At 46.3% G+C, this 20,814-nt stretch carries 19 protein-coding genes; 7 read left to right on the forward strand and 12 right to left on the reverse strand.

Annotated elements, in window-relative coordinates; all coding sequences use genetic code 11:
- Positions 1 to 39: 39 nt before the first annotated feature.
- The 3 genes from BP95_RS0121150 to BP95_RS0121160 all read right to left on the reverse strand — a co-directional run bounded on the left by BP95_RS0121150 (position 40) and on the right by BP95_RS0121160 (position 3,204).
- Positions 40 to 1,947 carry an ABC transporter permease gene (locus tag BP95_RS0121150; RefSeq protein ID WP_028533164.1) on the reverse strand — a complete coding sequence of 636 codons (1,908 nt, stop codon included), beginning with the start codon at positions 1,945 to 1,947 and terminating at the stop codon, positions 40 to 42.
- The gene (locus tag BP95_RS0121155; RefSeq protein ID WP_028533165.1) at positions 1,922 to 2,686 is read right to left on the reverse strand and encodes an ABC transporter ATP-binding protein; all 765 of its coding nucleotides are present in this window, start codon (positions 2,684 to 2,686) and stop codon (positions 1,922 to 1,924) included. Before BP95_RS0121155 ends, BP95_RS0121150 begins: the two co-directional genes overlap by 26 nt.
- Before the next feature lie 218 nt (positions 2,687 to 2,904).
- On the reverse strand, positions 2,905 to 3,204 hold the full coding sequence (locus BP95_RS0121160; RefSeq protein WP_021253091.1) for a hypothetical protein: 300 nt from the start codon (positions 3,202 to 3,204) through the stop codon (positions 2,905 to 2,907).
- A gap of 435 nt (positions 3,205 to 3,639) precedes the next feature.
- Between BP95_RS0121160 and BP95_RS0121165 the strand changes: the two genes are divergently transcribed.
- Entirely contained in the window at positions 3,640 to 5,832 is a 2,193-nt protein-coding gene (locus tag BP95_RS0121165; RefSeq protein WP_021253092.1) for a HelD family protein, read from the forward strand.
- Positions 5,833 to 5,961: 129 nt separating this feature from the next.
- Here BP95_RS0121165 and BP95_RS0121170 read toward each other — a convergent pair whose 3' ends face one another.
- The 3 genes from BP95_RS0121170 to BP95_RS0121180 all read right to left on the reverse strand — a co-directional run bounded on the left by BP95_RS0121170 (position 5,962) and on the right by BP95_RS0121180 (position 10,029).
- Positions 5,962 to 7,218, reverse strand: a complete 1,257-nt coding sequence (locus tag BP95_RS0121170; RefSeq protein WP_028533166.1) for a sensor histidine kinase — start codon at positions 7,216 to 7,218, stop codon at positions 5,962 to 5,964.
- A 52-nt stretch (positions 7,219 to 7,270) separates the two neighbouring features.
- On the reverse strand, positions 7,271 to 8,929 hold the full coding sequence (locus tag BP95_RS0121175) for a hydroxysqualene dehydroxylase (protein ID WP_028533167.1): 1,659 nt from the start codon (positions 8,927 to 8,929) through the stop codon (positions 7,271 to 7,273).
- A 308-nt stretch (positions 8,930 to 9,237) separates the two neighbouring features.
- Complete coding sequence (locus BP95_RS0121180; RefSeq protein ID WP_028533168.1) at positions 9,238 to 10,029, reverse strand: lipid II flippase Amj family protein; 792 nt, start codon at positions 10,027 to 10,029, stop codon at positions 9,238 to 9,240.
- A 168-nt stretch (positions 10,030 to 10,197) separates the two neighbouring features.
- Here BP95_RS0121180 and BP95_RS0121185 point away from each other — a divergent pair, with 168 nt between their 5' ends.
- Positions 10,198 to 10,686, forward strand: coding sequence for a copper amine oxidase N-terminal domain-containing protein (locus BP95_RS0121185; protein ID WP_028533169.1), 489 nt, complete (start codon positions 10,198 to 10,200; stop codon positions 10,684 to 10,686).
- A 102-nt stretch (positions 10,687 to 10,788) separates the two neighbouring features.
- Here the strand turns inward: BP95_RS0121185 and BP95_RS0121190 are convergent, their stop codons facing one another.
- The 3 genes from BP95_RS0121190 to BP95_RS0121200 all read right to left on the reverse strand — a co-directional run bounded on the left by BP95_RS0121190 (position 10,789) and on the right by BP95_RS0121200 (position 12,717).
- The gene (locus tag BP95_RS0121190) at positions 10,789 to 11,367 is read right to left on the reverse strand and encodes a GNAT family N-acetyltransferase (protein WP_231515154.1); all 579 of its coding nucleotides are present in this window, start codon (positions 11,365 to 11,367) and stop codon (positions 10,789 to 10,791) included.
- 230 nt (positions 11,368 to 11,597) lie between these two features.
- Complete coding sequence (locus tag BP95_RS0121195) at positions 11,598 to 12,041, reverse strand: flavodoxin (protein WP_021253098.1); 444 nt, start codon at positions 12,039 to 12,041, stop codon at positions 11,598 to 11,600.
- Positions 12,042 to 12,240: 199 nt separating this feature from the next.
- Entirely contained in the window at positions 12,241 to 12,717 is a 477-nt protein-coding gene (locus tag BP95_RS0121200; RefSeq protein ID WP_021253099.1) for an NUDIX domain-containing protein, read from the reverse strand.
- Positions 12,718 to 12,963: 246 nt separating this feature from the next.
- Between BP95_RS0121200 and BP95_RS0121205 the strand changes: the two genes are divergently transcribed.
- The 5 genes from BP95_RS0121205 (at position 12,964) to BP95_RS0121225 (ending at position 18,655) form a co-directional block, all read left to right on the forward strand.
- Positions 12,964 to 14,685 (forward strand): peptide ABC transporter substrate-binding protein, encoded by a 1,722-nt coding sequence (locus BP95_RS0121205; protein WP_028533171.1) that lies wholly within the window; start codon positions 12,964 to 12,966, stop codon positions 14,683 to 14,685.
- Positions 14,686 to 14,802: 117 nt separating this feature from the next.
- Positions 14,803 to 15,741 carry an ABC transporter permease gene (locus BP95_RS0121210; RefSeq protein WP_021253101.1) on the forward strand — a complete coding sequence of 313 codons (939 nt, stop codon included), beginning with the start codon at positions 14,803 to 14,805 and terminating at the stop codon, positions 15,739 to 15,741.
- Positions 15,738 to 16,688: an ABC transporter permease gene (locus tag BP95_RS0121215; protein WP_021253102.1), complete on the forward strand. Its 951-nt coding sequence runs from the start codon at positions 15,738 to 15,740 to the stop codon at positions 16,686 to 16,688. Before BP95_RS0121210 ends, BP95_RS0121215 begins: the two co-directional genes overlap by 4 nt.
- An 18-nt stretch (positions 16,689 to 16,706) precedes the next feature.
- Positions 16,707 to 17,699 carry an ABC transporter ATP-binding protein gene (locus BP95_RS0121220; protein ID WP_021253103.1) on the forward strand — a complete coding sequence of 331 codons (993 nt, stop codon included), beginning with the start codon at positions 16,707 to 16,709 and terminating at the stop codon, positions 17,697 to 17,699.
- Positions 17,696 to 18,655 (forward strand): ABC transporter ATP-binding protein, encoded by a 960-nt coding sequence (locus tag BP95_RS0121225; protein ID WP_021253104.1) that lies wholly within the window; start codon positions 17,696 to 17,698, stop codon positions 18,653 to 18,655. The genes BP95_RS0121220 and BP95_RS0121225 overlap by 4 nt, the downstream gene beginning before the upstream one ends.
- 129 nt (positions 18,656 to 18,784) lie before the next feature.
- Here BP95_RS0121225 and BP95_RS0121230 read toward each other — a convergent pair whose 3' ends face one another.
- The 3 genes from BP95_RS0121230 to BP95_RS0121240 form a co-directional block, all read right to left on the reverse strand.
- The gene (locus BP95_RS0121230; protein WP_028533172.1) at positions 18,785 to 19,879 is read right to left on the reverse strand and encodes an acyl-CoA dehydrogenase family protein; all 1,095 of its coding nucleotides are present in this window, start codon (positions 19,877 to 19,879) and stop codon (positions 18,785 to 18,787) included.
- A 73-nt stretch (positions 19,880 to 19,952) separates the two neighbouring features.
- Positions 19,953 to 20,408, reverse strand: a complete 456-nt coding sequence (locus tag BP95_RS0121235; RefSeq protein WP_021253106.1) for a GNAT family N-acetyltransferase — start codon at positions 20,406 to 20,408, stop codon at positions 19,953 to 19,955.
- A gap of 96 nt (positions 20,409 to 20,504) precedes the next feature.
- The gene (locus BP95_RS0121240) at positions 20,505 to 20,792 is read right to left on the reverse strand and encodes a hypothetical protein (RefSeq protein ID WP_028533173.1); all 288 of its coding nucleotides are present in this window, start codon (positions 20,790 to 20,792) and stop codon (positions 20,505 to 20,507) included.
- Positions 20,793 to 20,814 lie beyond the last annotated feature (22 nt).

Consider the following 20,814-nt stretch of genomic DNA (forward strand, 5'->3'; position numbering starts at 1 on the left):
AGCCACGATACGGCTTACTCTCTACATAAGCATTTGTTGTTACAATACTCGCTTCAGCTTTCTTACATAATTCGCTCGGATGAATAAGAAGTACACAACCTGAATGATAAAGAACGATCCTAATACGAGTATGATTTCTTTCAAAATCGATACGTTCGGGAACAAGTTCTGCAACGTATTCAGTGCAACCGCTCCATGAACGATAGCTACAATGATCGGAACAAAGAACAGAAGTCCGATTTGCGTAGTAACTACCTTGGATAATTCCCCTTCTGTCAGTCCCAGCTTCGAAATCGCCCGATACTGGACAAGATCATTATCCAAATCTGAGAACAGACGGAAGTACAGGAAGCTGCCTGCTGATACGAAGAACACGACTCCGACAAATAAGCCTGTCAGCAAGATTTGTCCCATTCCTTGATTGAGTTCTGACATCGATGTCGCTCTGGATTGGAAGCGGAAGTCTTGCTGCTTTTCTTTTTGGAACTGCTTCTCCAGGTCTGCTGACAATGATTTTGTCGCCTGCCAGTTTTCCATGTTGAAGATATAATTTGTCTCGTCGAACTTCGTAAGCGGGATTGCCTTAAAGTCCTCATCTGACACTACCAGCACTTCGCCGCCCGATACATATTGTCTCACATCGTCGGTCATCTCAACTGAGTCAACAAGCTTCAACTTACCTGTCTTCTTCAATGTCAAGGACTGCCCCTTCGACCAATTCGAAGCTGTGCTCCTATTGCCAAAATCATTGCTTTTCGTTTCCAGCATGAATCCTTCACCCTGACGGAGCTGAATGCGCTCTTTGGCGAATGAATTGTATTCCGTTGCCCCCATCACCTTCATAATCGATCCATCTTTGAATTCTGCTGTTTTACTATGAATGATGTAGGCATCGTACTTGATGTTTTCCTTCTTAAGTGCTGACTCAATCAAATCTACATGTTTCTGCTCTTGCTTATTGTTCATTGTATTCGATTCATACGACATAGGCGGCATCAAATCTGCCACACTATTTGTCAGCATTGCCTTGAAGCCAACGAGTGTACCAATAGCCGTAAAAGCTACAGTAGAAATAATGGCGACGAGGAAGAACATCCGTGCATTGTCCTTCATCCGATAGGCCAAGTCTGACAAGGTCAGCATATTTGTGTTTCTGCGGTACAGCTTCTGCTTCTTTTTCAGCCTATTAATAATGAACACGCTTAGCTGTGTGAATAAGAAATAAGTGCCTACCGAGACAAGAACGACTACAGGCAGCATGGCGAATAGGACCTGTTCCCCGCGGACTACGAACGCAGTTCCGTAGCCGCCTAAGATGCACAGTGCTGCAAATATCGCGAGCCCCGCATTAGCCTTGGGCTCTGGCTTCGGCTTCGTTGAAGCTTTTAGCAGATCGATCAAGGAACTTGTACGTAATATGGTAGCCGTAAATAATGAAATCGCAATAAACAGTGCCATGAAGGCTGCGAACGTGAACCACAACGCTGTCGTTGGGAAATAGAATGACAATGGGGCATCCAAATACAACAAGGATGAGCCTAGCATGAGCATTCCCTTTGACATTACTAACCCGGTCACTATCCCTGCAACCGTTGAAGCAAATCCGATAATGATATTTTCTACAAATACAAGGCGCTTCAACTGCATGTCAGACATCCCTTGCATAATACACACACCGAATTCTTTCTTACGTGTCTTCAAGAAGACGCTCATGGAATACAGGATGAAGAAGAAGGAGAACACATAAATAATGTACTGAGCTACCTCCATCCCCGCCTGTGCACCCTTGCCGTACTTGCCGCTGCCAGCCATATTCAGCTCTGGATGAAAAGCCAGCATCGAATAGACAAAGAAAATCATTACGGAGAAGGCGCAGCTAATGAAATATCCAGCGTACAGCCGCTTGTTCCGAAATACGTTCTTAAACGCGAACTGACGAAAGTTCATCTTCCGCTCCCCCCAATGCTGACAAGACATTCATAATTTCTTGGAAGAATACTTGCCGCTCATCATGCTTGTGCAGCTCTTGGTACAGCGAACCGTCCTTGATGAAGATGACGCGGTCACAGTAACTTGCAGCAAATGCATCATGGGTAACCATCATCGTCGTGGTGCCGTCTTCCTTGTTGATCTTTTCCATCATTTCAAGCACGTCCTTGGCTGACTTGGAATCCAGATTACCAGTGGGCTCGTCCGCAAGCAGCAGCTTCGGCTGATGGATGATTGCCCGCGCAATCGCAGTACGTTGACATTGACCACCCGAAATTTCATAGGTGCGCTTGTCCAGAATATGTCCGATTCCAAGCTTGTCCGCAATCACTCTTACACGCTGTTCCTGTTCCTTAATGCTGACATTCTCCAGCGTCAATGGGAAAATAATATTTTCCTTCACGGTCAAGGTCTGCAGCAAATTGAAATCCTGAAATACAAAGCCAAGCTCTCTGCGACGGAACAAGGCTAGCTTACGCTTACTAAGGGCATGTGCATTGCTCCCGCCAATCAATACTTCTCCTGATGACGGCTTATCGATCGTGGACACCACGTTCAAGAAAGTCGTCTTACCACTTCCGGATGGCCCCATGATGCCGACGAATTCGCCCTTGCCTATCGATAAATTCAAATCGGAAAGTGCTTTGTAAGACACTTTGCCTTCATATATTTTGGATACATTTCTGACTTCCAACATAGATGCTAATTACACTCCTTCGCGTACCTGTTCTGTATACATACTTTACTTGGTGTGAAGAAATGTAACCATTGTTATGCCTTACAATTTCCTTTCATTTTTGTCATGTAATCCATTTTGACAGATCACTACTCCTATCAAAATAAAAAAGGATCCTCGCATGACCGCATGCAAAGAATCCTTTTTATCGACAACATCGACAACCAGCTTACTGTCTACTAATGATGATCTCCTTTTCTCCGACTGAACGCAAACCCTCCAAAACCGCCGACAATCGCAAGATAGAATCCGAGATCATACCACCAGCCTGTATTATTGATCTCATATACACGGATTCCATCCTTGAAAAGCCCAAAAATCAGCGAGATCGGCGCAATCCAGCCATGCCAGATCCCCCAGAAGAAACCTGCTGGTGATTGATCCGTGTACGAACCATCTCCAGGCATACAGCCGCTCAGCAGAATCGTCATGGCGATAAACACTACACATAAGAGAATAAATCGCTTGGAATGCTTCATTAAAATGTCATCCCTCCTATATTGAAATACGCTACTGTTCAGATGATACATTAACAGCGATGTCCCCTTGACCATATCTCAAAATTGGCGCATACATCATAATCGCATCGTTCTCAGCTATAGGCTCGTCTTCGCAGCACTCACCTGTCTCATTATATATGGCTTGGTGCAGTACATTATGACGAACATAGCCACCCCATGGCTCTTGCCGAATCCAGTGCTCCTTTTCTATACTTTATAGTGTAAGTTTGAAGGAACTGCACATCTCCATTCACCATTAAATACTTATCATCAAGAAATAGCTGCGTATCAATGGAATTTCATTGCTTTTTCAGAGTCAATATGATATATTAATTCTTCTCTTTCCATATTTTGATGTGTTTCAACAAAGAAGTAGGAGAGATCACACAATCCTTTCTTAGGAGGTAACTGAAGGTGAGCGACACGTTTCAAAGTGCCTTTCAAGAAGAGCAGCACCGTCTGAAAGACACGCTCGACATCATCGAGCAGCAATACGACAAAGTTCATAATGTAGCCCCTTATACTGGGCACGACTTTACGCTGCAAGTATTAGAGGACAACCGCAAGCAGCAGGAAGAACGCTTGGCTCAAGCCCGTAAGGAGCCTTATTTCGGAAGAATCGATTTCGAAGAAAACGGCAAGGATGAAGCACTCAAGCTGTATGTCGGCAAACGAGGCGTTCATCGCAGTGCAGAAATCGAGAATGAAGCATACCCGCTAGTGATTGACTGGAGAGCCCCGATTGCGAGCTTATTCTATTCCTTCTCTGGAGGTACAGCTCCGGTATCTTATGATTCATTAGACGGCCCTATCGAGGGCATCGTGCATCTCAAGCGCAACCTGGCGATACGCGGACAACAATTGCAAAGAGTCGTCGATACCTACAATCGCTCCGAAGGCGAAAGCCATGTTACAGACGAATTTCTCGTCTACCGGCTAGGAGAGAACAAGGACAATCGACTGCGCGATATCGTATCTACGATTCAAGCGGAGCAGGATCGCATCATTCGCGCTCCGAAGAACACTGCCTTGTTCATACAAGGGGTCGCTGGTAGCGGTAAGACGACCGTTGCTCTGCACCGCCTTGCTTATTTGCTTTATCAATATCAGGAGCAGATTCGTGCCGAGAAGATGATGATTTTTGCGCCCAACCGCATGTTCCTGAACTATATATCCGATGTCTTGCCTGAACTGGGTGTCGGCAACATCCAGCAGCAGACGTTCCCTGAATGGGCTTTGGCGGTAATGGATATGCAGCTATCCGTAACACTCGCATCTCCGATGGAGCAAGTCGAGAAATGGTACGGTTCCTTGGATTCGCGTCCAGTCCTTGACGATCACGTCTCGGGACGATTCAAAGGCTCCCTCTCCTTGCTGTCTCATATGGATCAGCTTATGAAGAAGTACGAGCAGAACGCGGTTCCAAGCGGCGACTTCTCTCCTTGGGACGGAACCGTTCTCCCGTATGCAACCATATACAGCTGGTTCCATGAGGAGTATCGCTCCTACGAGCCGGCCAAGCGCAAAGAGCGCGTTATGGCCCGCATTCAGCGCTGGATTCAGATGGAACTAAAGCGAGAACACTCCAAGACAGTTCTTAAGGATAAGAAGAAGCTATCAACGCAGCGTCTCAAAGCCTATATGAAGAAATGGCCTGTCCTCGATACATGGGAAATGTATCGCTCCCTGTTCGAACCGAAGAAACAGGGCGACACGGATAGCGATAGCAGTATCGTCATTCCAGAGCCCGTGCGCAAAGAAACCTTAGCGTATTTGAAGAAAAAAGTGGTTCGTCACGAGGATCTGGCAGCACTGCTCTATTTGCATTCCCGTTTGCACGGGATTTCATCTGAGTACCGATACGATCATATTGTCATCGATGAGGCGCAAGACTTCTCGCCTTTACAAATTGCAGTACTCGACCACTTTGCCAAAAACCACTCCTTCACCATCTTAGGCGACCTCTCACAGGGGATTCATGCGTATGCCGGTATTCACGACTGGTCAGAGATGCGAGAACTGTTCAAAGCGGATGCAACGGATTACTTCGCCTTAACACGCAGTTATCGTTCAACGATGGAAATCATCCGATTCGCGAACGTCATCCTAGATCGAGGTGTAGGAACAGACATGTTGGCCGTTCCGGTATTCCGCAGCGGTCAGAAGGTTCGTATTGTCAGCAGCAAGACGAACGAGAGGGCAGAGCAGCTGAAGCAGATTATCTCTGATTTCCAAGACAATGGACATAATACGATTGCTTTATTGACTCGAACAGCGGATGAAGCCAGAGAATTGCACGCAGCACTTCAGGCAAATATCGAAGGAGAACTGAAGCACAGCATCCACCTGATTGATGGCAACGAGCAGCAATACGAAGGCGGAATATCCGTTCTTCCGGTATACTTGTCCAAAGGCTTGGAATTCGATGCGGTTCTTGTTCTTGACGTCGATGAGCATCGATATCCATGCAGCTTGCTTGATGCGAAGCTGTTGTATGTCGGCTGTACTCGTGCGCTGCACGAGCTGTGGATTGTTCACGAACCTGCGAATCAGCTATCGCCGCTCGTGTGCACAGATGACGAAGATACGGTCGAATTGATGTCTTAACCGATTTGATCTCTGAACCTAATAACTTGTTCACACAAAAGGACATTCTCTAGCAGCAGTAATATCTAGATGAATGTCCTTTGTTGTATGTTTCGCCATTCTATGGACTTGCAAAACCATATTCCGCCCTTACAAGTGAACTTGCTTATATTGCAATACACAAGTAGTGCCCTCATCTGGGCGGCTGTAATACGATATTGTGCCGTTCATCGATTTCACCAGACTAATAACGACCATTAGACCGAGCCCTGTTCCCTTCTCCTTCGTCGTATAGAATGGCATGCCAATTCGTTTAATTTGATAATCGCTCATGCCAACCCCAGTGTCCTTAATATGAATATGCACTCCCTCGTTATCCGACCAGGTGGTAACCTTCAACGTACCTCCATCCGGCATGGACTCGACTGCATTTTTCATTATGTTTAGCAGCGACTGCTGGAATTTCTTCGACTCTCCCATAATGTACATCGGTTTTTGAGATAGATGCTGGACAACTACCTCCACCTTCGACAGTAAACAAAGTGGAGATACCATGGGCACGACGGTGTCTAGTTCTTCCTGAACATAGAGCGGACGAGCCACCTCGACCGTTGGTTTGGCGTAATTCAAATAATCGGTAATGATCGAATTCGCCTGTTCAATGCCGGAAGCTGCATAATTCCGATAGGTCTGAATTTGTTCCGGGGTCAAGTTTTTACGGTTCATAAGCTGTAGAAAGCCTTGTGCAGTTGTCAGTGGATTACGAATTTCATGAGAAATGGAAGCGGCTAGCTGACCGATAACTTGATATTTCTCAGCACGAAAAAGCTCTTCCCGCATCCGTTCCTGATTTTTGACATGATGATAGATGTAGCTTACATACATCGAGGACAAATAGGTTCCGATGACAGCAATCACCACCTCTACTCCCTGCACTTGATCCCATTGATCGAAGAAGAACAGATAGCCAGCTAAATATACCGTAATCAGCAGCAGCGACATGAGGAAAATCTTCAAATAGGTACTCTGCAGCACCTGCTTATAGTGCAGAATAAGTCCAGCTGCGAGCATCATCGTGGAACCAATGATTGTCGGTACCGAGTAAATCTGCAAGTATAGTAATGTGCACAGATTGAATGCCAACCATGTACATATCCCTGGAAGCAAACCCTCGAACAGAGCAGCTAGCGCAAGAGACACTGGAGTTAAATGCAGCCCGTACAGCAATGGATCGATATCTTCATACCCAATATAAAAACAAGTCAGCAAAAATAAGATAAAGATAAATAACAGCTTGCGACGGTAATGAGCGAACATGAATTTCGGCGTGATGATGAGAAACATAAGACTTGCGCTCATAATATAGAGCAGCCCTTTGAATTCATGCGCTAATATGGAATGGATCACATCATTATTCCTTTCCCTATCGATTCAATGCCTTGAACGTTGAGCATTCGAGTCAGCCAATGATTTTCCCGTTCCATGGAAGGCCTTTATGGAATCGGGAGCGGTCATTGGAACGCCATGCCGATAGCAATGGATAATCATACATATCCCATATTTTGCAGGGTGGGGCATCGATCGACGATCGTTCGATGATGCAATTGACCGCTCTTCGCGCAGCCTCATTCGCCCCTTCCATCGTAGCCAAATCTGTATTCGTTCGAACATAATCCGACGCAAGGAACAGATTCGGAATTGCTGTATATGCATTCGGCCGCAAGTTCCACGTGTGGACATGATTCACGAGCAGCGGCTCCATGTTGATCACTTCATGCGGGTTCGGGAATTGAATATCTTCATCGAGATACCAATGCACAATCATATCATCGCTTAGTATGGTCTCACCTTGATTCAAGCTCCGCTTCAGCTGCTCCCACACTTCTATCTTAATTTGCTCGCTAGTGCAGTGCATTGCCGGCTTCCCGAATACAATACCAGGCGTTTTCCAATCCGATACATCGATCGAGATGATACCTGCCACATCCCCATTGCCGAAATTGCTCATCTTGAAATGCGGCCAGAACTGAGCTTGGGATACAGAAGTCAATGCCCAAGGGCTGTCCATATAGATGACATGACCATGGATGATAGGGACATCTTCTTTCAAATAAAATTGGACGCCGTTCATCCATTCTACGTTCTTCGCTAGCTCAGGCAGTCTGCCCAGCAATGGATCACCCTCGATTAGATCCTCCGTAATCAGTTCCGCCATCACCTCAACGGGCAGTGCTGCGATATAGTAATCTGCGGTTACAATGTGGGAGCGGCCTTCTTCTTGAATGGTCACGCCTTGAATCCGGCCATTCTTGCAATGAATATGTTCAACTTTCGCTCTTAAGCGATAGTCGACCCCCCCTTGTCTCAAGTAAGTCAGCCAAGGATTGATCCACACATCATTGGTAGGGCCGTTCAGCAAGCGATCCGCACTACCTCCTGGCAATACCATATCCAGCATTACGGTTGCAGCTACCGTGCCTACTGTGCAGGCATTCGCTTCCTTCGCCCGTGCTGCGACCAATATGCGCGTTAGGCCAGTGAAGATGTGTCTGAATTCCGCTGACTGCTTCTCCGCCTGTAGAAAATCCCACCATGCTACTCGCTGATAGTCCAGTAGCCGGCGTTCATCACAGCTAGTCAGAACCTGCCACAGACAGTTCACATAACGGTCGACGTCCTTCTCACTTAAACCAAGTTTATTATCGAATAGTGATTTAAGCAGTGTGCGCCAGCCGCGTATCGTTTGCGGGAATTCAGTAAGAAAAGGAAGCATAGGACGATTGAAGAAGGCAAGTCCCAAGTTCGTTCCTTCGATTAGATTATCAAATACGGTTAATCTCTCGGTACTGTTCGGCCGTTGATAGGGAATACGCTTCATGGTGTCCGTAACGTGCTTATAGAATTTTGGGAAGAACCGGAATCCGTGTTCTCCTGGCAAATCTGGTCGACCATTCGTCCCCGAATTGGGAACCGGCATACTTCGTGCCTTGCCTCCTGGAATGGTTCTCCATTCATACACAGAGACGCGAAATCCACGCTCCATTAGTTCGTGCGCTGCACTCATGCCGGCGATACCACCGCCTAGCACGATCACACTTGGGCGATCTTTCCCCACCATAAACAATTGAGCACTCCTATTCCATTATTATCATTGGAAAAATAAACTAGTTTCATATTACTATAAATCGACGGATTACAACACCTCTCAACGCAGATCTACAAGAAAAACAGAATGTAAGTTAGAAACGTGCCCCCTCCTACCATTTTACTTCATAGATTTGGAACCTATTTGCAAGAAATCAACAACAAAAAAACCTGCCCTTTGATTCATTGAGCAGGCATGTATTTCGCTGGATTTCACGGAGAAGAACGGTTCATTTTTCATAAATATGGGTAATGACAATTTGTCGAATGCGAGTTCATCACCTAGATAACTTGAACGACCCAAGCAATCCATGCAGCAGCTGGATAGAACAGCAACTGAGCGATAATTGTACCTACCGCTCTTGAGAACATCAAGAGCGCGAATATTTTACCTAAGCGATTCCGTTCTGTCATATCGCCCATTGCACGATCGGTAAGCATTGCCATTTGCGGATCGACGAAGATCGTGAGTATGATCGTAGCTAGTCCGTTAATTAGTCCAGATGATTGCGAGGCGGCCGTACTATACTCTGGATTCAATGCAGATGCGTACAGTGCTGCCAGAACCCCGATCGTATAGATGCTGGTGACCAGACAATTCAATAGCAGCAAGCGCTTCGGAATTCCCATGATCCGCAGCGAGCGGAGCATGTTCCATGTTGGCGTTCGCAGATGATGCTTCACATGCCGAATCTGATCGAGGGATACGGATGAAATCAATTTCGGAATAGAGCCTGACACTTCCATATGACGTATCACTCTAGTTGCAATCAAGACAGCTGTTAGAAAAAAGAGCATTGCCAGCAGCGTTCCTACCGTTGATGAGCCGATTACAATACGGAACTGGCCTTCCAAATCAAATTCCGGATGCTGCTTTGCATAATCGATAATTTTCCCTGTCATTGGGCCCTGAAGCAAATTCGAAGTACGAGATACAAGGACAATTATGCCGGTTAATGATAGGGCAACTGCAAGTCTACCTGTACGTACGCCCGCGTAGCGAACCGCATAGGACAATGTCTCAAATAAATGGATAAGCATAGTTAGTAAGGAGATGATGATAATTTTATCCAACGTGAACTCCCCCACAGGAAATCGTTGTTATACCAATTATAGCTTAGAATCATGTTTTTTATTTTCTCACGTCGTTTCCGTACTTGTCCAGATCAAAAAAGACTTCTAAATGTTGCAACTTTTTCATTCTATCATCGTTATTATTGTTAAAGGGGGTTTCGGGCTTACATGAGAGATGTTACTCGTACATTGAAATACAGCCTATCCATTCTAGTAGGCTGTCTACTTATAACACTGATTGGATCAAGCTTCGCCTATGCTGGTGATGGTGCCGATCATAAGGTTCAAATGCAACCGGCTCCGATTCCGGTCGTACGTGTGGTAGATACGGATGGGAATACCTTATCCCATGACGCCTTGATCGAGAATGGGCTGACATATATCCCTATTAAGGATCTAAGCACGCATTTGAATTTGAAGGTACGATGGGAATCATACAGCCATACTGTATATATTGAAGGGGACAAATCAGATATTACGTGGAGTTCACTAACTGGCAAGATGAAGGTGAATGGCAAGGATACGGTGCTCACGACATTCCCTCAAATTATTAACAATAAAACCTTTATCCCGCTTCGTCTTCTGCAGAATGTATTTACTTATCAATTTGACTGGGATAGCAAAACGAAGACCGTTACCCTGCTCAACAATTGGTAGAAGGTTGGATGATGTATGTATGCAGCAATAATTCCATAGAGCGGATAGATCTGAAATCTAGAAAGAGCAATACGGGCTGTTCCTACCTGTACTGCTCTTTTTTTATGCTTGCTGCCCATCCAACAAGTCTTCGTTAATAATGGAGAACAAATGAACATCCTCGTAGCACCCTTTTGCAAAAATATGCTTACGAAGCACTCCCTCCTGCTGAAAACCGCACTTCTCCAACACGCGAATCGAGGCAGTATTATCTGGGTAGCATCTAGCTTCAATCCGTACAAGCTTCATCGAAGTAAATCCATAACGAATCACCTCGTTCACAACCTCTGTCATGAGGCCATGTCCCCAGCGGGATCTTGACAACGCATAGCCGATCTCGGCACGTGCATGCTGCTGATTCCAATTCCCAAAGCCGCATGTGCCGATAAGCCGCTCCGACTGCTTGCAGTAAATTCCCCACGGAGCAATCTCTCCGCGACTATAACGCTGGATAATCCAGTTCAGAAAACGCTGCGAATCAGCAATCGTCTGGTGAGCAGGCCATGTTGCAAACCGCGAAATCTCTTCATCAGAGGCATATTCAAACATATCCTCAGCATCCTGAAGTGTCATTTCCTTCATACGTGTACGGGCTGTCTCTAGGACTGGAACGGGAAAGAACAGTTCGGTCTTGCGCATCATGATTTCCCTCCTTATGGATCTGGGGTTCACCTTATTCTTCTACACAAGATCATGCCATAACCGCCCGCTATTGTCTAACCACGCTCTATCTCTATCTATCTCTTCAACGTGACAAAGAAAAACAGCCCGTTACCTTCAATAAGGACACGAGCTGATGTCTGTTTTAGATGCTGTTATTAGTATTATCGCTTTGGATGATTGCGAAATAACAGAGGTAGAACTAGACCTGATTATGAACGAAGCTTGCCAACGAAAGCATTCCCGAATTGTCTACACTGTTCCTTCTCGTCAGCCTTAGGCGTCAATTCTACCTTCAAGCCATCCAACACAACTTCGCAGCCGCGCTGACGCAGCTTCTCAATGAGAATGTCCACTGCGGCACCATATTGTGCGTACGAAGAATCACAAGAACCAAACACGGCCGCCTTCTTGCCCGTCAGATCCACATCATCCATCTCATCGAAGAAATCAAGGAATTCATCGGGCAGTTCACCATCCCCCCATGTGTACGCGCCAAGCAGAATTCCTTCGTACTCTGCCATCTCCGATGCATAGGCATCCATGACTTCCTTCATCGTAAGCTCCTCATCAGTTCCTTTGACGCCTTCGGCCACAGCTTCCGCCATTTCTTCTGTATTCCCCGTCATACTCGCATAAATTAACAATGTGCTCATGTATATAACCTCCAACTTTTTTATGTACATAAAATTGATATTGATAATCATTATCATTATAGTTGGAGTCGTTGCATTTCGCAAGCAGCAATCTTCTACCAATTAAAAAAGGATAAGGCAGCTCTATCGAGCTCCTCATCCCAGATCTAGCCTTCAACGCTATTCTTAAATAGCGAAGGTTAAAACGTTAGCGTATATGTTAATTCGTGTCTCCCATATAGACGTCTTTTTCCCCTCTACCTTGCAGCTTGGGTATCAATTGTGCAGGATAGACTCGAATGTGATCTAGCGCTGATAAGGCAACCCACTCTACACCAACCTGATACTCGTCAGGATTCGTTCCTGCAAAGATCTGAGCCTCTTGCTCCGCCGGAGGAATACGCTCATCAAGTTCAGCGACAAAATAAAATTCAACCTGATGGACATCGGCATCCCATTCTGCAAATTGATGATTTTTACCTATGTACTCACGAACATACGTGAGGTCGTGCACACGGATATGACAACCTATTTCTTCCATACATTCCCGCTTCAAAGCATCACTTAACTGCTCTCCATGTTCCTGTCCACCACCCGGGAACAGATAGAAGAATCCTTCCTGATCCTTGTTTTTCGTAAGCAGCACTTTTCCGTCGTATATGATGATTGCCTTGGCTGAATTTCGTATGGGCTTCATATGTCTTCCCCCTTGATAAAAGTGTTCTAACAGTTAATTGTACCTTAATTGGCAAGCTGTCAATGCGGTAATCGTTACGAATTTGATAAATTTTTTATAAAATCATCGAAAAAGATAAAGACGAACACCTAACATTATGGTAGTATATGGTACAAACCAGGTGTCAATTATCTCCTCTGACCTGCATCTAGTAAGGTTGGCGTATGGTGTAAACGATTATTCCATTGAGAGGGGAACTGTACACGTATGAAACGTAGATCCATGATGCTTATGTTGACGCTTTTACTGGCAATAAGTGCGTTTGTAAGCGCTTGCGGAAGCAGCAGCACGCCTGCCCCTGAGTCCAAGCCGAGCGAGACTCAGAAACCTGGCGACAGCGGGACAGGTGAGAAAAAAGAAGAGAATAAGGACGTGGCACTCGCCTCAGATCAGACCTTCCGCTTCAACATGAAGAGTGATCCTCCTTCCCTTGATCCTGGTACATCTCAGGATACAACTTCCTTCCAAGTATTGAGCCATATCTTTGAAGGGCTCACACGATTGGATGAGCACGGCAAAGTTATTCCAGGTACCGCAGAGAGCTGGGAAGAAGATGCTACGAAGACCAAGTATGTCTTCCATCTCCGCAAAGATGCCAAATGGTCGAACGGCGATCCTGTAAAAGCAAAAGATTACGAGAACGCTTGGAAACGTGTTCTCGATCCTAAGATGTTGCCAGCTCCACCATATGCCTATCAGCTGTACTACATCAAAGGTGCAGAAGATTACAACACGAAGAAATCCACGGATCCAAATTCCGTAGCAGTAAAAGCCACTGACGATTACACGTTGGAAGTCGAACTCACGAATCCAACTGCTTACTTCTTAAGCTTACTCTCCTTCCAATCCTACTACCCTGTACACACGGATGCCCGCGATTCAAAATGGGCTTCTGAGGCAAGTACTATCATATCGAACGGCCCATTCAAAATGTCAGACTGGAAGCATCAAAACTCACTTGAACTGGTTCCAAACGAACACTACTATGCAAAAGATGAAATCAAATTTACGAAAGTACAAATTACAATTGTCGAGGATCCTGGTACCGAAGTCAGCATGTATGAAACGGGAGCACTTGAATTCGCAGGTCAGCCGACTGGTGAAATTCCGGTCGACCAAATTGCGATGCTGAAGGAGTCGAAGCCAGATGAGCTTCAAATCAAAGGTATTGCATCCTCGTATTACTACCTGTTCAACAATAAGCTGAAGCCATTCGACAATGTCAATATTCGCAAGGCACTGGCAATGGCTATTGATCGTAAGCAAATTGTTGAAAAAGTCACGCTTGGTGGTCAAACACCTGCATTTGGTATTGTTGCGAAAGGTATCGCAGGTTTAAATGATGAGTATCGCAATGAAACCGACGATACCGCCTATTTCAAGGAAGATGCCGCTGAAGCAAAGGCTCTTCTCGAAAAAGGCTTGAAGGAATCCGGATTGACACAAATGCCTGAATTTACACTCGCTCACAATACCAATGAAATGCATAAGAAAGTTGCTCAAGCCGTCGCGAATATGTGGAAAAATACGCTTGGACTGAAAATAAAGGTTGAAAATCAGGAGTGGGGTGTCTTCCTAAAGAACCGGACAGCATTGAACTATCAAGTCGCTCGCGCCGGCTGGACGACAGACTATAATGATCCAATGTCATTCATCGATCTGTATACGACTGGCAGCGGCAATAATGATATTGGGTACAACAATCCTGAATTCGATAAACTGGTGAAAGATGCGAAGATTTCTGTGGATCCAAATGCACGTATGGACTTGATTAAGCAAGCTGAGAAGAAGCTGATTGCAGACGATATGGCGATCATACCGATTTTCTATCATACTAATGTTCATTTACAGAAGCCGTACGTCAAAAATGTATTTATCGACTACCAAGGACAAATAAACTTCACTCGCGGTTATATTGCAGAACACTAATCGATCGATCGTGACATTGAGCATGTAAATAGTCGGGGTACATATGCAGGCAATGTTCATATGTATCCCGACTTTAGCATTATAGGTTGAAATTATCCTTCAGGAGGCTGGTGGAATGTGATTCGCTATGTCCTTACCAAGCTAATGTATCTCATCATTTCCTTATGGGTTCTGGCTACACTTACCTTTCTATTGATGAAGGCTGTCCCAGGCGACCCATTTCTGTCAGAGAAAGCCGTTCCTCCAGAAATACGTGCAAGGCTCATGGAACAATATGGGCTCGACAAGCCATTATATGAACAGTATGTCGTTTATTTGAACAAGCTCGTTCAAGGTGATCTTGGTATTTCCATGAAAATGCAGGATCGTGAAGTCGTTCAGGCCATCCGCGAATCCTTTCCCTACTCACTTAAGCTGGGTATCTGTGCATTAATCGTGGCCGTTACGATTGGAATAGGACTCGGTATTGCTGCAGCAATGCGGCATCGCAAGCTGATTGATACGTCTTCCATGGTACTCGCTGTCGTTGGCGTGTCTGTCCCAAGCTTTGTTCTTGCCTCATTTATGCAATACGTGCTTGGGGTAAAACTGAAGCTACTTCCTGTCTTTGGACTAGCAGGCCCCCTCACCTATGTCATGCCCACCATTGCGCTATCAGCTCTACCGATTGCTTTCATCGCCAGATTAACTCGCTCCAGTATGCTGGAGGTTCTGCATTCTGATTATATTAAGACAGCCAAGTCCAAAGGTCTGTCTGCCGGTGTCATTGTGCGCAGACATATTTTACGCAACGGAATCTTGCCTGTTGTTACGTATCTTGGCCCACTTACTGCAGGTATTGTTACCGGTTCATTCATTGTGGAGCATATTTTCGGAATCGGTGGTCTTGGTAAAATATTCGTAATGAGTATTACGAACCGCGACTATTCTCTCATCATGGGGATCACTATGTTCTATGGCGTTATATTGATGGTGGCTCGCTTCCTTACTGACTTGGCTTATGGTGTTATCGATCCTCGCATTAAGCTTGCCAAAGGAAAGGAGAAAGCGGCATGATTACCTACAACAAACAGAATCCATTGCATCAGCCCCCTATCAAGCCCGAGCAATTCAAAAAAGCGAACATCGACGAACATGCGGCGGAGGCGATCGAACGCGAGAGTATATCCGCTTGGCGCGATTCGTGGCTTCGATTGCGCAGCAATTGGGCAGCAATGACAGGCCTCGTTATTCTTGTACTGCTCATTATTATGGCCATCATCGGACCAATGTTAACTTCTTATGACTACGAAACCAATTATTTGGACAAGACGAATTTGCCACCTTCCTCAGAGCATTGGTTCGGCACGGACGATCTCGGCCGCGACATGTTCGCCCGTACTTGGATGGGCGCTCGTATTTCACTTATCGTCGGCTTCTCCGCAGCCCTCATTAACCTGATTGTCGGCGTCATATATGGCGGCATTATGGGGTATGTGGGAGGCAAACTCGATGAAATCATGAACAAGGCATCTGAAATTATATTCACACTTCCTGACCTTCTTGTCGCCATTCTACTGGTAGTAGTACTAGAACCAAGTCTTGGCGTTATTATATTGGCACTGTGCTTCACTGGCTGGATAAATATGGCTTGGATTGTGCGCGGGCAAATGATGCAACTCAAAAATCAGGAGTTCGTCCTTGCCTCCCGTTCTCTCGGCGCATCGGGAGCACGGATCTTGTTCCGGCATCTGATTCCAAATTCACTCGGCCCGATTATCGTTACGCTAACCTTAGCAATTCCTGTATCGATCTTCGGCGAAGCGGTTCTTAGCTTCCTCGGGCTTGGTGTACAATCCCCTGCTGCCTCTTGGGGAACGATGATTAGCGATGCATTGAAGGCGATGACCGTCTATCCATGGCGTATCGCATTCCCTGCATTCTTTATCAGCTTGACGATGCTTGCATTCAACATGTTTGGCGATGGACTGCGTGATGCACTCGATCCGAAGATGAAAAAGTAGACGAGGAGGATGACGAATATGAAGCCTTTATTGGAAATCAACGACCTTCACGTCTCTTTCCACGTCCGTGGCGGCGAGGTGAAGGCAGTACGCGGTATCAATTTTCATGTGAATCAAGGCGAGGCCGTGGCGATCGTAGGCGAGTCCGGCTGTGGCAAGAGTGTTACGGCGCAATCAATATTGCGGCTGCTGCCAAGCCCACCTAGCAAGGTGAAGCAAGGCGAGATACGCTTCAAAGGAAATGATCTGCTTAAGCTGAAAGAACGTGACATGCAATCGATTCGCGGCAAGGATATCGGCATGATCTTCCAAGATCCCATGACTTCATTAAATCCGACGATGACGATAGGTCGACAGATTACTGAAGTATTAATGAAGCATCAACAAATGACCGCTTCACAGGCGAAGGCACGAGCTATCGAGATGCTGTCAATGGTTGGCATTCCGAATCCAGCTTCCCGCTTCCAGCAATACCCGCATGAATTCTCGGGCGGAATGCGCCAGCGCGCGATGATTGCCATCGCACTTGCCTGCAAACCATCCCTGCTAATCGCAGATGAACCGACTACAGCGCTTGACGTAACTATACAAGCTCAAATCTTGCGCGTTATGAAGCAGCTGCAGCAGGAGATGGGCACATCCATTATATTAATTACGCATGATCTCGGAATTGTCGCTGATCTATGCGACCGAGTCATTGTTATGTATGCTGGTAAAATCGTTGAGACTGGAACGAAATGGGATATATTCAAAAATCCACAGCATCCTTATACGAAGGGCTTGCTCCGTTCCTTGCCTCGTCTGGATCAGAAGAAAGACGAGCCGCTTATTCCGATTTACGGCACACCGCCAGATCTGATTAAGCCGCCAGCAGGTTGCGGGTTCTGTGCTCGCTGCAATGAAGCGATGGAAGTCTGCATGTCCTACGATCCGGAAGCAACGAAGGTAGGCGATTCGCATCAAGCGAAATGCTGGCTTCTCCATCCGCTGGCGCAGGAGGTGGCTCGATGAGCAGAGAGGCATTGCTTGAAGTACAGGGATTGAAGAAGTATTTCAATCTAGGCCGCGGCAATATATTAAAAGCGGTTAACGATGTCAGCTTCACCATCCATAAGGGTGAGACCCTCGGTATGGTTGGTGAATCCGGATGCGGGAAGTCCACTGTAGGACGAACTGTCCTGCGTCTTTACGAGCCGACAGGCGGCAAGACAATCTACAATGGAACGAATATTTACAGCCTGAAGCGCAAGCAGATGGCAGCGATGCGCCGTGAAATGCAGATGATCTTCCAAGATCCGTACGCTTCGCTTAATCCGCGGCTCACCATCTCTGATATTATTGGAGAAGCTATCGATATTCACAAGCTAGCTGCGAGCCGCGCAGAAAAGAAGAAGCGGATCGAGGATCTCCTTGATCTTGTTGGCTTGAATCCAGATCACGCTACTCGCTACCCGCATGAATTCTCAGGAGGCCAACGACAGCGTATCGGCATCGCTCGCGCGCTTGCCGTAGATCCAAAGCTCATTATTTGTGACGAGCCGATCTCCGCGCTTGATGTATCCATCCAAGCACAAGTCGTTAACTTGCTGAAGGATCTGCAGGTTCGACTTGGACTTACCTATTTGTTCATCGCCCATGATTTGTCCATGGTCAAGCATATTAGCGATCGCGTGGCCGTCATGTACTTGGGCAAAATGGTTGAACTGACTGATAGTGAGACGCTCTACAATGAGCCGCTTCATCCTTATACGCAAGCGCTCATGTCCGCCATTCCCGTTCCCGATCCAGATATCGAGGCGCAGAAGGAGCGAATTGTGTTAAGCGGTGAACTCCCAAGTCCAATCAATCCACCGAGCGGTTGTCATTTCCGTACGAGATGCCCCGTGGCAACTGAGCGATGTGCGGCTGCTGCTCCGGAATTCCGTGAAGCCAAGCCTGGCCATTATGTAGCCTGCCATCTCGTTTAGGATGTATCCAATTATTTCAGACCCAAGCAATAAAGGCAGAGAAGAGAATCAGGAGACATTCCTCCTATCTCTACTCTGCCTTTTTTATGTCGTTTCCAAGCTATCTTGGAAGTGACGTATACCTCTTACTTAATCAAACTTCACTAACAATGAGTGATGACACACAGTCTGCAAGTCCCGATATATTTGATTGATTGGCGCATCCTCCATAACTGCATGGATGCCCAAGTACGGGAAAAGCGCATTGGCCGATGATAAGGCTGCTTGTCCAGCTTCCTTACACCGAAGTGATACTTCCTGTACATCCGTGTCCGTGAGTACCTTGCCTTGTGTATGCTCGTTCCACGATTGCTCGATAGCCTGATAGAACGCACTTACCGCTTCCGTCAGCAATTCGTTCTGAATGATGATTTTATTCGATATAGAATCATAACGGTTCACTGAAGCATTTTCCCATACAGTGCGATTCCGCTCCGCAATATTTCGCGCCTCTTCCAGGAAGTGCATTGCCAGCCCTATGCTTACAGCAGCGAACGATGCTTCTGCAAATGGCAGGAACGGATAGCTGTATATCGGGTTATCGTAAAGACCATTTGGCTCCATAATGCTAAAGGTTCGTTCATCAGGTACAAATACATCATGTACGACAATGGAATGACTTTCTGTAGCCTTCAGGCCAAATGCGTTCCAATCCTTCACGATCTCAACTTCATCCGGCCAGAATACGAATGAACGAATGACCGGCTCCGCTGCTGATTCCCCTCCAGTATCCGATTCGGCATGCTTTTGAACCACACAATTGGCGGTGAACACAGTCGCATATGTGGAGCCGCTGCAGAACTTCCAGCGCCCATTCACCCGGTATCCGCCCTCAACATTCACAGCCGTGCCGCTTGGATGCCCCGATCCTGCTACAACCGCTTCCTTCCTCGTATAAGCATCCTTCGCCACTTCTGGCGTCATAAATGGTGCAAAGAAGCCGCCTCCAGAGCCAATCGTTACGAGCCAGCCGAAGCTGCCATTAATCCAGGACGTATGCTCGAACCATTTCAACGCTTCGGGAAGTTGTGTCATATTCCCCTGTAATTCAACTGGTACGAACAACTTGAACAATCCACGCTCATAAATCCATTGCAGCAGCTGCTGCGGAAGCTTCCCCTCTCGCTCAATGGACAATGCCTGATCTCGAATGATGCGAATTTCTTCATCGGTAAAATGATTCATCGGTAACACGCTCCCACTCTTATCAACGTATGGATAAATGCAAATCTATCTATTTATCCATTATAGTACACGTTTACAAGATAAGGCGGAGACGAATCATATCTACGCAAGGAATTCCATTCTCTTCGATCGGTTCATCATAGTGAATGACGAAGAAATCGGTATCGATTCCGCAAATACGGAAGCCGCATTTCTGATATAAACCGAGCTGTGACAGACTGGAGTTCCCAGTGCCTACCTCCAGCACTTGATAACCAAGCTCACGAGCGCACTGAATGGCATGCTGTACAAGCTGCTTGCCATAGCCCTTGCCCTGCCACTCTTCTGCAACAGCCACATTCACAAGCTCAAGGGTGTGGGGGCGCGTCGGAAGCAGAAGTACAGCTCCAATCGTCTCTCCTTTCACATTCAATGTATAACCGATACTGCGATGCAAGTATTGATTCACGGCAGCTTCTTCCGGATCAGCAAGCAGCAGCAAATCTAGTGGGATGTTATGAGTTTCCGTAGGAATAATGAGTGCTTCCAAGATGATTATCCTCCTCTAAGCTGTCTCTCACTTCTCACCTGCATGGTTGAATCAAGTGAATGACAGAGTTTGTGTGTGGATTCATGAGCATGCAACTTACGCCATCTGCCCATATTCATGGGCATACGCACCATGCTGTAGATAATGCTTGTATAGGTGGAAAAACACACGTATTCCCCCATAAAAGTTAGAGTCATGCTCACTCTTGCGTATTAAATAAACTGTATCCTCTATCGAAGGTACTTGCCCTTTCTGACACATCCGTTCATACTCTACAAAGTCGACTTCGAACAACCCTTTCTTCTCGCCTGCCTCCGTAGCGTAAGCGTATAATGCCGTGGAACCTTCCAACTGCTTTAATTGATAATGTATCGTTGAAGCCATTGCAAATCACCTACTTATGTAT

The organism is Paenibacillus sp. UNC217MF (genome assembly GCF_000686865.1).
Taxonomy (GTDB): domain Bacteria; phylum Bacillota; class Bacilli; order Paenibacillales; family Paenibacillaceae; genus Paenibacillus_B; species Paenibacillus_B suaedae.